The 15,752-nt window shown below is 71.2% G+C and carries 9 protein-coding genes; 4 read left to right on the forward strand and 5 right to left on the reverse strand.

All coding sequences use genetic code 11. The annotated features are described in order from the left end of the window. Window positions 1-28 precede the first annotated feature (28 nt). The 5 genes from ACWPKK_RS22010 to ACWPKK_RS22030 all read right to left on the reverse strand — a co-directional run bounded on the left by ACWPKK_RS22010 (window position 29) and on the right by ACWPKK_RS22030 (window position 9,555). Window positions 29-2,353: a GumC family protein gene (locus ACWPKK_RS22010; RefSeq protein WP_452008472.1), complete on the reverse strand. Its 2,325-nt coding sequence runs from the start codon at window positions 2,351-2,353 to the stop codon at window positions 29-31. A 66-nt stretch (window positions 2,354-2,419) separates the two neighbouring features. Further along, on the reverse strand, window positions 2,420-4,627 hold the full coding sequence (locus tag ACWPKK_RS22015) for a hypothetical protein (RefSeq protein WP_452008475.1): 2,208 nt from the start codon (window positions 4,625-4,627) through the stop codon (window positions 2,420-2,422). Beyond that, on the reverse strand, window positions 4,624-6,474 hold the full coding sequence (locus ACWPKK_RS22020) for a glycosyltransferase (RefSeq protein ID WP_452008478.1): 1,851 nt from the start codon (window positions 6,472-6,474) through the stop codon (window positions 4,624-4,626). Before ACWPKK_RS22020 ends, ACWPKK_RS22015 begins: the two co-directional genes overlap by 4 nt. A gap of 57 nt (window positions 6,475-6,531) precedes the next feature. Beyond that, complete coding sequence (locus ACWPKK_RS22025; RefSeq protein ID WP_452008480.1) at window positions 6,532-7,899, reverse strand: lipopolysaccharide biosynthesis protein; 1,368 nt, start codon at window positions 7,897-7,899, stop codon at window positions 6,532-6,534. A 618-nt stretch (window positions 7,900-8,517) separates the two neighbouring features. Next, on the reverse strand, window positions 8,518-9,555 hold the full coding sequence (locus ACWPKK_RS22030; protein WP_452008483.1) for a LacI family DNA-binding transcriptional regulator: 1,038 nt from the start codon (window positions 9,553-9,555) through the stop codon (window positions 8,518-8,520). Window positions 9,556-9,828: 273 nt separating this feature from the next. On the opposite strand from ACWPKK_RS22030, the gene ptsP reads away from it, so the two are divergent. From ptsP to ACWPKK_RS22050, 4 genes are all read left to right on the forward strand, one after another. Then, a complete protein-coding gene (gene ptsP / locus ACWPKK_RS22035) occupies window positions 9,829-12,360 on the forward strand; it encodes a phosphoenolpyruvate--protein phosphotransferase (RefSeq protein ID WP_452008485.1) in 2,532 nt (843 codons plus the stop codon). Beyond that, on the forward strand, window positions 12,357-13,307 hold the full coding sequence (gene pfkB, locus ACWPKK_RS22040) for a 1-phosphofructokinase (RefSeq protein ID WP_452008488.1): 951 nt from the start codon (window positions 12,357-12,359) through the stop codon (window positions 13,305-13,307). Before ptsP ends, pfkB begins: the two co-directional genes overlap by 4 nt. A gap of 89 nt (window positions 13,308-13,396) precedes the next feature. Beyond that, window positions 13,397-15,190, forward strand: coding sequence for a PTS fructose transporter subunit IIBC (locus ACWPKK_RS22045; protein WP_452008491.1), 1,794 nt, complete (start codon window positions 13,397-13,399; stop codon window positions 15,188-15,190). Between the two features lie 160 nt (window positions 15,191-15,350). After that, entirely contained in the window at window positions 15,351-15,668 is a 318-nt protein-coding gene (locus tag ACWPKK_RS22050) for a hypothetical protein (RefSeq protein ID WP_452008494.1), read from the forward strand. Window positions 15,669-15,752: the final 84 nt, after the last annotated feature.

A 15,752-nucleotide genomic window follows, 5' to 3' on the forward strand; every position in this document is an offset into this window, starting at 1 on the left:
CCTTTGCGAAAGGCTGGAAATCGGCCGCTCAGGCGATGCGGCGCAGGCGGTAGGAGCGGCCGCTGGGCGGGCGGGCGCCATATTCGAGGTTCGCGTGCTCGCGGGCGTTGACCATCGACAGCACCGCCCCGCTGACCCGTCCGCCGACCTGCCGCACCTGCTTGATGCCGGCCCCGGCGAGGCTGGAGGCGGTGCGCGCCCAGCGCACGACATAGAGGATGCGGTCGGCCAGCGGCGCCAGGATCAGCGCGTCGGACACCGACAGCACCGGCGGCGTGTCGAGCACGATCACGTCGTAGCGTTCGGACAGTTCGACCAGCAGCGACAGCATCGCCTGGGAACCGAGGAGGGTCTGCGGCCGGTCCACCGGCCGGCCGGCGGCGATCACCGCCACCCGGCGGCGCTCGTCCAGATGCACCACCTGGTCCAGCGTGGCGTCGCCGTCCAGCAGGTCGGTCAGGCCCTTGGGCGGCCGGCCGTTGCCCAGCAGGCGGTGGACGTTGGGCCGGCGGGTGTCGCAATCGACCACCACCACGCGGCGGCCGGCTTCGGCCAGGAAGGCGGACAGCGCCACCGCCATCGTCGTCTTGCCCTCGCCCGCGACGGAAGAGGTCAGCATGATGACCTCGCCGCCCTTGGCGGTGGCCGTCTCGGCACCGGTACGGACCAGCCGCAGCCGGGCGCAGAGCCGCCAGACCGCTTCGGCGAAGTCGCCGCCGCCGGTCTCCGCATAGGGATCGCGGGCGGCCTCTCCGTTGCGTCCCCGCTTGGCGCGGCCCAGCAGCGGCACGATGCCGACCGCCGGCAGGCCCAGCAGAGCCTCCACCTGATGGGAGCTGTAGACGCCGCGCTGCCCCATGGTGCGCACCAGCGCGATGCCGGTGGCGATGGCGCCGCAGACGACCGCGGCCAGCCCGGCCAGCACCGTCTTGCCCGGCCCGACCGGACCCGTCGGCACCGAGGCGGACGACACGATGCGCACGTCCGGCGTCATCTCCAGCGCCTGGAGCACCTGGGTCTCCTTCAGGCGGGTGACGGCGCGGCGGTAGTTGTCGTCGGAAGCATCGGCCTGCCGCTGCAATTCGCGCAGACGGACGTCGGCCTGGAGGGTGTCGAAGGATTCGGTGCGCAGACCCTCCAGCCGCCGGCTGAGGTCCTGGATCTTGGCGACCTGCTGTTCCACTTCGCCGCGCAGGCCGCGGACCACGCGGTCGACCTCGGTGGCGAGCGACGCATTGAGGTCGCGCAGTTCGGCGGCCGGACGGGTCAGCGCCGGATGGCGGTCTCCATACTGGGCGCGCAGCTCGGCCAGTTGGGCGCTGAGCGCCGCCTGGCGCTGGCGCAGGCCGGTGATCAGCGGATCGCCGCCGATGTCGGTGCCGGTCAGCGATTCCGGGTTGCCGGGACGAACGGCCTGCAACTGGCGCAGCCGGGCCTGGGCGTTGGCATGGGCGGTCCGCGCCTCCGCCAGCTGGGCGTTGAGGGCCGACATCTCCTCGTTCACCAGCGGGGCGTCGCGGCCCTTCACCATGCCGGTTTCAGACCGCATCGCCTCGATCGCGGCGCGGCCGGTGGTGGTCATGTCCTGGCGCAGCTCGTCCAGCCGGCTCTGCAGCCATTCGCTGGCACGCTGGGTGGCATTGCGCTTCGCCTCCACCTGGAGGGCGATATAGGCGTCGGCCACCGCGTTGGCGGCGCGGGCGGCCAGCTGCGGATCCTTGGCCTCCACCGTGATGCGGATCGCGCGCGACTGCACGCCGGGGCTGACCCGCAGGTTCTTCTGGAAGGCGTCGATCAGGCGGGCGCTTTCCACCTCGGCCGCGTCGCCGGTGGGGGCGGCGGGGCGGGGCGGCGGCGTCAGCATGGCGGACAGCGGCTCCGGCAGGGCGCCGGCCACGTCGATCAGCAGGGCGCGGCCGTCCTCCAGCAGCGGCGTGAGCGGGCCGGGCTTGTCGGCGGTCGCCGCATATTCCGGTTCCTGCCCCAGGTTCAGCGCCTCCACCACCCGGCGGGCGAGATCGCGGGACCGCAGGATCTCGACCTCGGTGTTGACGGTGTCCTGATAGATGCCCATCGGCTCCGACACCGAAGGGATGTTGATGACCCGGTTCGGGTGCGGGTCGATCACCACCACGGTGGACGCGCTGTAGAGCGGCGTCATGGAGTTGATCAGTAGCACCGCCGGCAGCCACAGGACCGCGGAGATGCCCAGGATCAGCCATTTCTGGCGCCAAAGTGTCTGAGCCAGCCGCTTGACGTCGACCTTGTCGGCGCCCGAACCGACCGGCGGTGCGACCAGACCGGAGGCGAAACCGGCCGCGCCGGATGGCAGGCGGTGTTCCGGTGCTTCCATGGGCTGAACTCCTCTATCTCGACTGACTGTGCGCGGGAAAGACCGATGGGTGGAACGGGCGGCGGCTCAGCCGACCTCGGCCGGGTCCTTTGCGGCCTTGGAGACGGCGGTGCCGGAGCCGGCGGCGTTGGAGGCGGCGATCTCTTGCGCGGCTCCGGACGTGCCGGACGGCTGGTCCGGCGGCGGAACCTGTCGGGGATGTCCGGGGGTCCGCTCTCCCGTCTTCGCCTCCGCCTCCGCTTCCGCCAGGATGCGGGCGTAGCGGGCGACGGTGTTGGGCGTGACGTTGACCAGCTTGCCGGTCCCGCCGCCCCCGGCGACGAGCTGGGCGACCTGGAACAGCGCGCGGCCCTTCTCCAGAACCTCGCCGGGCAGCATCCACAGGATGGAATCGATGTTGGAGGCGAGCCATCCCGGCTTGCCGCCGCGGGTCAGCCGGCGTTCGGCCGAGCGGACCTGGGCAGTGTTGCGGATGGTGTAGAAGGGCGACCAGCCGTCCCAGTCGCCGGCGGTGAAGGGCAGGGCGACGAAGTCGCCGTCCACCAGGGCCGGCGCCGCGCTGCCGAAATCGGCCTTGGTCCACATGTATTCGAAGCCGGCGGACTGTACGGCGGCGGCGATGTCGGGCCGGACCGGGCCGGGTCGGGCGTCGTCGTAGGGGCGCCACGCCTCGTAGAAGCGGTCGAGCCGGTAGCGGCGCAGCGCGTTGCCGATCAAGCGCCGGGCGTCCATCGCCGGGGCGGCGGTCCGGGGCGTGTTGGGCGCGGTGCGCGGCGCGGCGGCTCCGGTATCGGCATTCTCCGCACTGGAGGCCGGCGTTTCCGACGGGCGCGGGCGGGGGGAGATGCGCAGGACCGGGCGGCCTTCCTCCCAATGAAGGCGCGGCGTGCTGCCGGGCACCAGGGGGGAGTCGACCAGCGGCCACCAGCCCCGCGGCATCAGGCCGGACGGCAGCATGGTCGCCACCTCCGCCCGCGCATCGGCCAGCAGGCGGGCCAGTTCACCGGCCTGCATCTCGCCCTCGGCACAGACGCCGCGGCCGGTGCTGCCCAGCAGAAGCTCCACCCGGCCCAGCACGCCGCCGCGCTCTTCCGGCACCGCCAGCAGGGCGAGGTCGGCGGGGCTGGACTGGGTCAGGCTGTCGACCGTGACCACGAGGCCGCAGCGCAGGCCGGTCGCCGCCACCAGATCGAGGATGCGCGGGATGCAGTGTAGCTCGCGGATCATGCCCGACCACAGCACCAGCGTGGTCAATACCCGCCCCTCATCCGCCCAGCGGCGCAGCGTGGCGTCGTCGGGCTCGTAATCGGTGAAGGGCTGCGGCGGCTCCTGGATGCGCAGCGGCACCGCGGCGGCGCTGGCGAAGGGCGGGTCGGGATCGACGATCTGCAGGCCGCGGCCGAGCCGGCCCAGCGCGAAGAAGTCGTGGTCGTCGAACTGCCGGCCATAGACCGGGTCGGCCCCGGCGCGGATCAGGTCGGCGGCGCGGTCGATCACGTCGGTTTGCGGCCGGCCGTAGAGCGGGAGCAGGCGCTTGGCCGCCGCCATCGGCAGTTGCGCCGCGATCAGGTCCGGGTCGCCCAGCAGGGTGCCGCGTCCCCACTCCACATGGCGGTGGGCGAGGCCGGCGCTGAAGCTGGCATAGCTTTCGCCGGCCACCTTGCCCTCGACGGCGTCGAGGCCGCCGGGGAAGTGGCGGGCGCGCACCGGGTCGACGCAGAGCCCGACGAAGCGCCGGGCGCCCAAGGCTTCCAGCCGCTCGCGCAGGGCCACGTCGGCGCTCACGTCGATGCCCAGGCGCGGCTCGGCCAGCAGGCGCGGGTAAAGGAAGGGAGCGGCGACGATGCCGAGCGGGGTCTGCGGCGCCATGTCCAGCACCGCGACCTCGTCGGGCAGCGGCTGCTCCAGCAGGCGGAAGGCGGCGTCGTAAAGGGCGGCGGGGTCGGTGCTGCGCAGGGCGCACTCGCCGCCGGCTTCCACCACCGGCCACAGCGGCGAGGCGGGATCGCCCAGCGCCACGACCCGGTAGCGGGTGGTCAGCCACAGCGCATGGTCCAGATGCCGGCCGCCGGCCATCAGGCTGCCGGTGCCGGTCGCCTCGGTGCGGTTGCCGTCCTCCCAGCCGCCGAAATGGCGGCCGCTGCGGCGGCCGTCATAGTAGAGGTCGAAGGTCCAGCCGGCGCGTTCCGCCGCGGCGGCCAGCACCGGCGCCATGGCGACGCGGTGCGGGTCGCCGCCATGGGCGAGGAAGAGGAGCAGGGACGGTTTCGTCACGATGCGCGTCCCTCCGGCCCGTTGCCGCCGCGCTTGCACCACCACAGGTGCCATTTCGCCACCCCCGGCGGTCCGAAGTGATCGGTCTTCTGCAGGGTCAGGCCGGTCGCGGCGATGGCCTTGCGCATCTCCGGCGCCCAGTGGTGGCGGACCAGCGCCTTCCATTCCGGCAGGACGCCGTGGCAGCGCATGGTCGCCAGCAGCCGGTCGGGCCGCCAGCGGTAGTAGCGGGGATAGGCGATCACCCAGAGGGGGTTGGCATTGGTGGTGTCGCAGGCGATCCGGCCGCCGGGCTTGACCACCCGCTTCAGCTCGCGCACGCCGGCCTCAAGGTCGGGCAGGTGGCAGAGCAGGTCCATGGCGATGACGAGGTCGAAGCTGTCGTCCGGGAAAGGCAGCTTGCGGGCGTCGGCCTGCTGCACCGCCAGGGCGGGGAACCGCTCCTTCGCCTCGGCCAGCATCTCGTGCGAGATGTCGACCAGGGTCACGTCGTGGCGTTCGGCGAAGGGGCCGGTGATGCGGCCATAGCCGCCGCCGACGTCGAGGATGCGCATCCGCGGCGCCCGCTCCAGCTCCGCCGCCACCGCGCGCCGCTTCTCGTCATAGATGCGGTAGAAGGGGGTGGTCGGGTGGTCGGGGCGGAAATGGCGGCGGTAGCCGTTGTTGTAGATGCCGGAGCTGGCGGCCTGCGTGCGCTCGGCCTTGGCATGCTCCAGCAGGCTGGCGACCTGTGCGGCCACCGTGTCGACGTCGAAGACCTTGGCGCGTTCCAGCCCGGCATCGGCCGCCGCCTTCAGGCCGGCGGGGTCGGCCAGCCGGGCGATCAGCATGTCGCGCAGCGGGGCCGCTTCGCCCGGCGGGACCAGCCAGCCGGAGCGGCCGTTCTCGATGATCTCGGGGAAGCCGCCGCAGTCGCTGGCCACCACCGGCACGCCCAGCGCCATCGCCTCCACCACCACGAAGCCGAAGCTCTCCCACAGCGAGGGAACGACGGCCAGTTCCGCCCGCGCCACCACGGCCAGCGCGTCTTCGCGCGGCAGGGCGCCGGTGAAGTGAACGCGGTCGGCGACCGGGGCCACGTCGCGGCGGAACTGGTCGATGACGGCGGCGCTCGCCGGATCCTCGCCGCCGACCATCACCAGATGCAGGTCGGGGTTGGCGGCCAGCACGGCGGGGATGGCGCGGCCGAGGGCAGCGATGCCCTTGCGCCCTTCCAGGCGGCCGAAGAAGGCGATGAAGCGATTGGGCAGGGGAATGGGCGGCTGGCCGGCGCCGGCGGCCTTCACCGCGGCGAGGTCGATGCTGTTGGGGATGACCTGGATCAGCTCCGGCGCGATGTGCCAGTAGTCGGCGACCCGGCGGGCGATGGCGCGGGTGGAGGCATAGATCGCGGCGCTGCGCTTGGTCTGGTCGCGCTCCAGCGCGTTCAGCAGGTGGGTGTGCGGACCCCAGCTGCCGGTGTTGGTGTCCACCACCAGGCCGGTCGGGGTGGCGAGCCGCGTCACCACCGGGATGGTGCTGAAGCGGGTGAGCCACCAGGCGTCGGCATCGAACTCCGCCGCATGGACAACATCGGGATTGAAGGAGCGCACGGCGTCCGCCAGACGGCGGTTGGTGCGGAAGCGGTCAAGCATCGGCTGGATCCGCGGGCCGGGATCGACGCGCTGGACCGTCACCCCGTCCTCGATCGCGGTGCCGGCCGCAGGACCGCCGGCCTTCCACGGAGTCACCACCTGCACCGCATGGCCCAGCCGGGTCAGCGCGCGCGCCATCGTGTGGGTGTGGGTGGCGATACCGCCGAGCTTTTCGCCGGGCGGATATTCGGGCGTCAAGAGCGACAGTCGCATTGTGGGTTTCCTCAAATTCCGGGTTCAGGCTTTTCGCCGGGTTATTTGCCGGCCGGGCTATTTGCCGGTATGCCCGGCCGCGGTGGCGGCGGCCGGCGGCGGCTTGTTGAGCAGGTGGCGCGGCAGCGAGGCGAGCAGCGCCGGGTCCGGCAGGAAGGCCCGCCAGGGCAGCCCGGTCGCCCGCCGGTAGAGCGCCGCCGCGGCGACGAACACCAGCGCATAGGCGACGGTGGACACGACCGCCGCCGCCAGGATCCCGCCGCTGCGCAGGAACAGCAGCAGGCCGCCCACCGTGACCACCATGCCCAGCAGGTTGGCGAGGGTGGCGGTGAAGGGCCGGTTCTCGGCATAGAGGCCGTTCAGCAGGATCGACGCCGCGGCATAGAGCACCGCGCCCGGCAGCAGCAGCCGCAGCGGCAGGGCGCTGTCGGCGAAGGAGGGGCCGTAGACCAGGCCGATGGCGATGTCGGCGAACAGGAACAGCCCGCCCCCCAGCACCCCGCCGACGGCGAAGGTCGCCTGCAGGCTGTTCAGCACCAGATCGCGTCCCGACCGGCCGCGCCGGGTGGCCGCCGGCATCACGACGGTGGCGAGCGCGCTCGACAGGTTGACGATCAGCCAGGACAGGCTGGTCGCCAGCGCATAGAGCCCGACCTGCGCCGCCGGCAGGAAGGCCGGGATGATCAGCAGGTCCAGCCGCTGGGTGATGACGCCCCCCACGACGTCGCCGTGGGTGCGCATCGCATACCAGGCGGTGCTGCGGCCGAGCGCGATGTCCGGCCGGCCGATGCCGTGGCGCCGCAGAAGAAGCAGCAGGGCGGCGACCAGCACCAGCGTGCTCATCGCCGCCTGGGCGATCACCGCGGTCTCGACCGTGAACAGGCCGATGGCCCACAGCACGGCATAGGAGACGGCGACCCCCGCCGGCTGGAGGAAGTTCAGCGCGTTGAAGCTGCGGAAATCCTGGTCGCCGAGGACCAGCCCCATCGTCAGTTCCGACAGAAGCGCCAGCGCGATCATCGGCAGGTAGAGGCGGGCCAACTCCAGCGTCTCAGCCGGCTGGGCCGCCAGCAGGGTCGGCAGAAGCAGGTAGCCCGCCAGCACCGCCGCCGCCGCGACCGGCAGCAGCATCAGTGTCCAGGTGGTCAGCAGCCGCCCGCCGGCCGACGGGTCGCGGGACAGTGCATAGGTCACCGCCTTGCCGCAGCCCATGCCGAACAGCCAGCCCAGCAGTTGCGCCGTGGTGAGCACCGCGGTCAGCGCCCCCCGGCCGTCCGGCCCCAGAGTGCGGGCGACCAGGACGCCTGTCAGCAGGCCCAGCCCCATCGTGGCGGCGGTGACGAGAATGGTGGCGACGCCATCCCGCGCAAAGCTGCGCCGGGCCGGTGCTGCCGCCGCAGACTGACCGGTGGAACCATTTTGCATTACGCTCTCACCCCCGTTGGTGTCCCCTGAAGCGTCGGTCCCGCGTCATCCCGGCGGCGTCGCGGCTCTTGTCCGGGATTCGGCGCCGGCCCCTCCCCCAAGGCTGCGGCGATGGGCATGTGCGGTGGACAGTTCATCCCTTTCGGTGGCCCGGATGTTCAGACAAGGAACCGGTCACACCGGGTCCTGCGCGAAGATTGCTGGCGTTGCCAACAAAGATTCCGCTGATCTCGATTATTTTCTCGTGAAGAAACAAACTCTCTCCGACAGCGTTATTCAGTCTTGAGCGGGTTTGTTCTTTCGCATTTGCACATCGAACGGTAGTGGGAGACCGCGGCGATGGTCAACGCCGCTTTCGGAACTGTTCTTCCAACACACCGCAAGGGTATTTTTTATTGGGCGTTCGTTGGGGATTTATCGGGGTCCTGACGTATCTTTCGGATCCCGATTATCGGCGACGCCAATTTTAAAGCGGTGGGATTACCCCGAACCAGGGCAGGCCGCGCACGGTCGGCGAAGCAAGCGCGCCGCCGCGCTCCGCCCCCAGGGTTGGGGAAGCGGTGAAATGGAACCTTCGATCCATGTCCGAAGTGCCGACTGGCAACAGCGAGCGGACGCTCAGTCCGCGTCAGTCAGCCGGGGGGCCATCCCAAGAACCATCCTGGCGGCGGTGGACCCGCGTACGATGCAGGTGCCGCCAAGAACGAGGCGTCGGCTGGGCCGGTCCGGTTCCTCCAGCCGTTCGAACAGCAGGGTCATGGCGGACCGGCCGATGTCCTGCACCGGCTGCTCGATCACGGTCAGGCCGGGTCCGACCAGCTCGGTCCAGGGCTCGTTGTCGAAGCCGGCCACCGCCAGCCCGTCCGGGATCTGCAGGCCGAGCCGGCGGGCGGCCTTGACCACGCCCATCAGGAACAGGCTGTTGCTGACGATGAAAGCCTCCGGCCGGTCGGGTTCGGCCATCCACTCCACCACCGCCTCCTCCGCCGCGTCCGCATAGGGCGCGAGGAAACGGGCGGCGGGCGTCAGGCCGCGGGCGGCCATGGCGGCGCGATAGCCGTCGTGACGCTCCTGCCCGGTGGTGCTGGTGTTGCCGAACAGGCCGGCGATGCGGCGGTAGCCCTGGGCATGCAGATGCTCGACCAGCATCGCCGCGGCGCGTGGGTTGTCGAGCACCACCGCGTCGTGCCGTCCGGTCGGCGCGTTGCGGTCGATCAGCACGACGGGGAAATCCAGGTCGAGCCCATCCAGCCGGTCCAGCGTGCTGCGCGTGGGGGCGAAGATCAGGCCGGTGATCCGCTCCTCCTGCATCAGGCGGAGGTACAGTTCCTCCCGCTCCGGATTCTCGTCGCTGTTGCACAGGATGACGCGCATGCCGGCGCGGTAGGCCGCATCCTCCACCGCGCGGCTGACCGCGGTGAAGAAGGGGTTGCGGATGTCCGACACCACCAGCCCGATGGTCTGCGAATGCTGGGAGCGCAGCCGCCGTGCCGACAGGTTGGGGCGGTAGCCGGTGGCGCGCACCGCGTCTTCCACCCGCTTGCGCAGCGCCTCGCTGACCGGGCCGCTGCCGAGCACGCGCGACACGGTGGCGACCGATACCCCGGCGGCCAGGGCCACATCCTTGATGCTGGCGGTTTTTCCCGAGACGCTCATGTGCAGACCGATCGTGTGGCGGATGCCCCGAAAGAGGGGGTGCAACCTTAGCGGCGCCGGCCGGTGATGACCAGAGCGCGGCAAATTTTGACGAGCTTACTGAAAACGTTTCCAGTACCTTCGGCTGAACATCCCCCATTTTCGTGCGGCTGACAAGCCGTTCATCCGGAAAAGTCCATATGCTGCAACGCAACAAGCGTTGACAGCTGAACTGTAATCGTTTTCACTTGCTCTCAAGAGACCACACAAGAACATGCGGAGGAGACGGTCGCCATGGCCACCGACACGCACCCCCTTAGCCTTCCCCCGGATCTGGTCCGCCTGGGCGCCGCCCCGGCCGGGAAGGAGGCGGCGATCCGCGAGGCGGCGCAGCTTCTGATCGCTGCGGGCTGCATCGATCCCGCCTATGCCGACAGCATGATCCGGCGGGAATCGGTGGCGAACACCTTCCTCGGCCATGGCGTCGCCATCCCGCACGGCATGGTGGACGACCGCAATCTGGTCCGCCGCAACGGCATCGCCATCCTTCAGGTGCCGGACGGCGTGGTGTGGAACGACGGGCAGACCGCCCGGCTGGTCGTGGCGATCGCCGCGCAGTCCGACGCCCACATCGCCATCCTGCGCCGCCTGACCCGCCTGATGCAGGACGAGCAGCGGCTGGGCGCGCTCTTCACCACCACCGATCCGGCCGATTTGGTCGCCGCCCTGTCTGACGAGTCCGCGATGCCGGCGGCGGCCGCGTCTGAGGCAGGCGATCTTGCCGAGACGTTCGAGTGGGTGGTCGATTACCCGACCGGCCTGCATGCCCGCCCGGCCGCCGCCTGGGTGGAGACCGCCCGCGCCGCCGCCGGCCGCGTCCGCATCCGCCATGGCGGCGAGGTGGCCGACGGCAAGACGCTGGTCGCGCTGCTGCAACTGGGCCTGCGGCCCGGCGACCGCATCACCGTTTCCACCGACGGCCCGGATGCGCGCGCCGTGTTGAACCGTCTGCGCGCGACCATCACAGGCTTGAGCGCGCGGGAGAAGGCGGACGCCGCCGCCGCGGCGCGCAAGGCGAAGGCCGTGCTGCAGGGTTGGACGCCTCCAGCCGCCACCGGTCGCGAGATGCCGGTGGTCGCCGGCATCGGCGCCAGCCCCGGCCTCGCCATCGGTCCGGTTCATGTGATGCCGAAGGCCGACCTGACCGTGCCCGACCGTCCGGCCCCGCTGCTGGAGGGCGGCAACCGCCTGCACGAGGCGCTGAACCTGACCCGCCAGCAGTTGAAGGCTCTGGCCGACGACACCGCCCGCCGGCTCGGACCTGCCGAGGCCGGGATCTTCGGCGCGCAGGCGGAGCTGCTGAACGACACCGACCTGATCACGTTGGCTTGCCAGCTGATGGTGGAGGGGCATGGCCCCGGATGGTCCTGGAACGAGGCGGTGGAACGCAGCGCTGCGACGCTGGCCGCCAACCCCAACCCGGTGCTGGCCGGCCGCGCCGCCGACCTGCGCGATGTCGGCCGCCGGGTGCTGACCCGTATCGACCCCGACCTGCGCGGCGGCTCGATCCGCGACCTGCCTGACACCCCCTGCATCCTGGTCGCCGACGATCTGTCGCCGTCCGACACCGCGGCGCTCGACATGGGCCGCGTCATCGGGCTGGCGACGGCGCAGGGCGGCCCGACCTCCCACACGGCGATCCTGGCGCGCACGCTTGGGTTGCCGGCGATGGTGGCGGGCGGCGGTCCGCTGACCGGGCTTGCCAACGGCACCACCGCCATCCTCGACGGCCAGTCCGGCCGCCTGTACCTGGACCCGTCCGAAGCCGACCTCGCCGCCGCCCGCGGCTGGATCGAGGAGCAGCGCGTCAGGAAGGCCCAGCAGGAAGAGCGGCGCGGCCTGCCGGCCCGCACCCGCGACGGCCACACGGTGGAGATCGGCGCCAACGTCAACCGGCCCGATCAGGTGGCCATGGCGCTGTCCCAGGGGGCCGAGGGCGTCGGCCTGATGCGCACCGAGTTCCTGTTCCTGGAGCGCGGCGACGCCCCCAGCGAGGAGGAGCAGTACGAGACCTACCGCGCCATGCTGGAGGCGCTGGACGGCCGGCCGCTGATCGTCCGCGCGCTCGACATCGGCGGCGACAAGCAGGTGCCGCACCTGCAGCTGCCGCATGAGGAGAATCCATTCCTCGGCGTGCGCGGCGCCCGCCTGCTTCTGCGTCATCCGGAACTGCTGGAACCGCAGCTGCGCGCCCTCTACCGCGCCGCCAAGGGGGCGAAGCCGGGTTCGCTGCTGATCATGTTCCCGATGATCACCACCCTGCGCGAGATCGAGGCTCTGCGCGCCGTCTGCGACCGCCTCCGGGCGGAGCTGGACGCGCCGGCGGTGCCGCTGGGCATCATGGTGGAGGTGCCGGCCGCCGCCATCCAGGCCGACGTGCTGGCCCGCCATGTCGATTTCTTCTCCATCGGCACCAACGACCTGACGCAGTATGCGCTGGCCATCGACCGCCAGCATCCCGAACTGGCGGCGGAGGCCGACAGCCTGCACCCGTCGGTGCTGCGCCTGATCCGCATGACGGTGGACGGCGCCGAGAAACATGGCCGCTGGGTCGGCGTCTGCGGCGGCATCGCCGGCGACCCGTTCGGCGCCGCCCTGCTGGCCGGCCTCGGCGTGCGCGAGCTGTCGATGACCCCGCGCGACATTCCCAGCGTCAAGGACCGGCTGCGCGACAGCGACCTCGCCGGTCTGCGGGATCTCGCCCGGCGTGCGCTGGACTGCGAATCCTCCGACGAGGTGCGGGCGCTGGAGGGAGGTGCGTCATGACGAAGCCGGTCGTCACCGTCACCCTGAACCCGGCCATCGACCAGACCATCACGGTCGAGGCGCTGAAACCCGGCAGCGTCCACCGGGCCAAGGCAGTGCGCCACAATGCCGGCGGCAAAGGGGTGAACGTCGCCAGCTGCCTTGCCGACTGGGGCACGCCGGTGGTCGCCACCGGCCTGCTCGGCAGCGGAAACGCGGCGCCGTTCGAGACGATGTTCGCGGCCAAGGGCATCGCCGACGCCTTCCTGCGGCTGCCGGGAGAGACGCGCGTCAACATCAAGATCGCCGATCTCGCCGCCAACGACACCACCGACATCAACCTGCCGGGGCTGAGCGCCGATGCAGGCGCTCTCGACCGCGTGCGCCAGACGGTGCTGGGGCTGGTGGAGCCGGGGACGCCGGTCCTGCTGGCCGGCAGCCTGCCCGACGGATTGCCGGCGGATGCCTATGCCGGGCTGACCGCCGACCTCTCGGCGGCCGGCGCCCGCGTGGTGCTGGACAGCAGCGGGGCGCCGCTGGCTGCGGCGCTGGCGTCCACCGGCGCGCTGCCCCACTGCATCAAGCCGAACCGCCATGAGCTGGAGGATTGGGCCGGCCGGCCGCTGCCGACCGATGCCGACCTGCTGGAGGCGGCGCGCGGCCTGCAGCGGCGCGGCGTGGCGGTGGTGGTGGTCTCGCTGGGGGCGGACGGCGCGCTGTTCGTCAGCGGTGAGCGCGCGCTGCACGGGCGGCTGCCGCCGGTGACGGCGCTGAGCACCGTCGGGGCGGGCGACGCGATGGTTGCCGGCCTGATCGCCGCCTTCCAGATGGATGGGGGGCTGGAGGATGTGGCGCGCCTGTCGGTGGCCTTCGCCGCCGCCAAGCTGGGCTGTTTCGGCCCGAACCTGCCCGATCCGGCAACCGTGCGGTCGCTGGTGGCCCAGGTGGCGCTCAGGTCGCCCGATTGATTTCCGCCGCCGGACGGCATCGGACGAGATTCAACACAGCGGACTCAACACAGTGACAGGGGCGGGACCGAACCCGTCAGGAGGAAACAATGGCGAACCTGTTGGCCGTGATCGCGGCGGGCGACCTCACCACCCAGGCCGTTCTGGCGGCCGAAGCCCTGCGCAAGGCCGCGACCTCGCTGGGACATGGCATCCAGGTGGAGATCCGCTCCAGCCTCGGCATCCAGTCCCCGCTCGACCCCGCGGCGCCGCCCAAGGCTGATGGCGTCATCCTGGTCGGCAGCGGCGACCTCGACGAGGGGCGCTTCGCCGCGTTGAAGCGCAGCAGCGCCTCGCTCGACGAGGTGCTGGCCGGCCCGGCCGCGGTTCTGGAACGGGCGCTGGGCGCCGCTTCGGCGGCACCGTCCGCCGCGGGGCCGCGCCGGATCGTCGCCATCACCTCCTGCCCGACCGGCATCGCCCACACCTTCATGGCGGCCGAAGGCATCCAGCAGGCGGCCACCGCGCTGGGCCACAAGGTCCGGGTGGAGACACAGGGGTCCGTCGGCGCGCGCGACACGCTGACCGACGAGGAGATCCGCGACGCCGACCTCGTCCTGATCGCCGCCGACACCCAGATCGACCTCTCCCGCTTCGCCGGCAAGCGCGTGTTCCTGAGCGGCACCAAGCCCGCCATCAACGACGGCAAGGCCCTGGTCACCCGCGCTCTGGCCGAGGCCAAGCCGCATGGCGCCCCCGGTGGCGTTTCCGGCGGGGCTTCCGGCGGCGCGACCCAGCTGGTCGATGCGGTCGCCGCCGGCAAGGCGGAGCGGTCGGCCCAGCGCACCGGCCCCTACAAGCACCTGATGACCGGCGTGTCCTTCATGCTGCCCTTTGTGGTGACGGGCGGACTGCTGATCGCGCTCGCCTTCGCGTTGGGCGGCATCTACGTCTATGAGGAATCCAACGCCGGGACGCTGGGCTATGCCCTGTTCCAGATCGGCGCCAAGGGGGCCTTCGCCCTGATGGTGCCGGCGCTGGCCGGCTACATCGCCTATTCGATCGCCGACCGCCCCGGCATCGCCCCCGGCATGGTGGGCGGCATCCTGGCCGGCAGCATCGGCGCCGGCTTCCTGGGCGGCATCGTCGCCGGCTTCATCGCCGGCTACGGCACGGCCTTCCTCAACCGGCACATCAGGCTGCACCGCAATCTGGAAGGCTTGAAGCCGGTTCTGATCCTGCCGCTGCTGGGTTCGCTGCTGACCGGCCTGCTGATGATCTACGTCGTCGGCACCCCCGTCGCCGAAGCCCTGGCCTGGATGAGCGCCTGGCTGAAGGGCATGCAGGGAAGCAGCGCCATCCTGCTGGGTCTGCTGATCGGCGCCATGATGGCCTTCGACATGGGCGGTCCGGTCAACAAGGCGGCCTACGCCTTCTCCACCGGCCTGATCGCGTCGCAGGTCTACACCCCGATGGCCGCCGCCATGGCCGCCGGCATGGTGCCTCCGCTGGGTCTGGCGCTGGCCACCAAGCTGTTCGCCGACCGCTTCACCGCCGAAGAGCGCGAGGCCGGCAACGCCGCCGCCGTGCTGGGCATCGCCTTCATCACCGAAGGCGCAATTCCCTTCGCCGCCCGCGATCCGCTGCGCGTCATTCCGGCGCTGATGATCGGCGCCTCGCTGACCGGTGCCATCTCCATGGCGATCGGGGCGGAGCTGAAGGTTCCCCATGGCGGCGTCTTCGTGCTGCCCATCCCGAACGCGGTCACGCATCTGCTGGGCTATGTCGTGGCCCTGGTGGTCGGCACCGTCGTGACGGCCCTGGCGCTGCGCCTGTTGAAGAAGCCGGTGGCCGCCGTGGCCGTGCCGAAGCCGGCGGTGCAGGGCGCGGGCGCGCATGCCTGATCCCGGCCTTTTCTGACCGTTTCCTCTCGGGCGTCCTCCCGAAGCCTTGCCCCTCTCCGCCCCGCGCGGAGAGGGGCTTTCTTTTTGCGGTAAGAATCCGCGCCAGCTTTCGCCGCGCCGTCCGTGAGACCCGTCACGACATCGCCCGGAGTGACGACCCATGCTCGACGAAAAGCCCGATGTGATGCTGGGCAACATGCTGCTGCATGTGAACCTGCTGGCCCTTGGCACGCTGATGACCAAGATGATGGCGGAGATGTTCCGCAGGGACGAGGACCCGGCCGCTAAGGCGGACGAATGGCTGCGCCTGTTCGAGGCGACCGCCGCCCAGATGACCTTCGCCGGCGAAACGCCGGAATGGAGCGACCTGACCGCGCAGGAGTTCCGCGATATCCTGATGCAGCACATCCACCGCGCCCGCGCCATGGCCCTGGGGGAGGCGTGCGACCCCACCGCCTATCTGCGCCATCACGGCTGACGCCGGTGGAAGTGTTCATGTTGCGGACAAGAGAAAAGCCGGCCTCTTAAGAAAAGTTGCACGCCCGCGCAGGAGTTCATCGCC

The sequence above is a fragment of the Azospirillum largimobile genome (assembly GCF_977007025.2).

What these genes read in the sequence shown, in the direction of transcription:
- ACWPKK_RS22020 (WP_452008478.1), bottom strand. Translation starts at nt 6,474, where the DNA reads ATGCGACTGTCGCTCTTGACGCCCGAATATCCGCCCGGCGAAAAGCTC.
- ACWPKK_RS22025 (WP_452008480.1), bottom strand. Translation starts at nt 7,899, where the DNA reads ATGCAAAATGGTTCCACCGGTCAGTCTGCGGCGGCAGCACCGGCCCGG.
- ACWPKK_RS22050 (WP_452008494.1), top strand. Translation starts at nt 15,351, where the DNA reads ATGCTCGACGAAAAGCCCGATGTGATGCTGGGCAACATGCTGCTGCAT.
- ACWPKK_RS22030 (WP_452008483.1), bottom strand. Translation starts at nt 9,555, where the DNA reads ATGAGCGTCTCGGGAAAAACCGCCAGCATCAAGGATGTGGCCCTGGCC.
- ACWPKK_RS22045 (WP_452008491.1), top strand. Translation starts at nt 13,397, where the DNA reads ATGGCGAACCTGTTGGCCGTGATCGCGGCGGGCGACCTCACCACCCAG.
- ACWPKK_RS22010 (WP_452008472.1), bottom strand. Translation starts at nt 2,353, where the DNA reads ATGGAAGCACCGGAACACCGCCTGCCATCCGGCGCGGCCGGTTTCGCC.
- ptsP (WP_452008485.1), top strand. Translation starts at nt 9,829, where the DNA reads ATGGCCACCGACACGCACCCCCTTAGCCTTCCCCCGGATCTGGTCCGC.
- pfkB (WP_452008488.1), top strand. Translation starts at nt 12,357, where the DNA reads ATGACGAAGCCGGTCGTCACCGTCACCCTGAACCCGGCCATCGACCAG.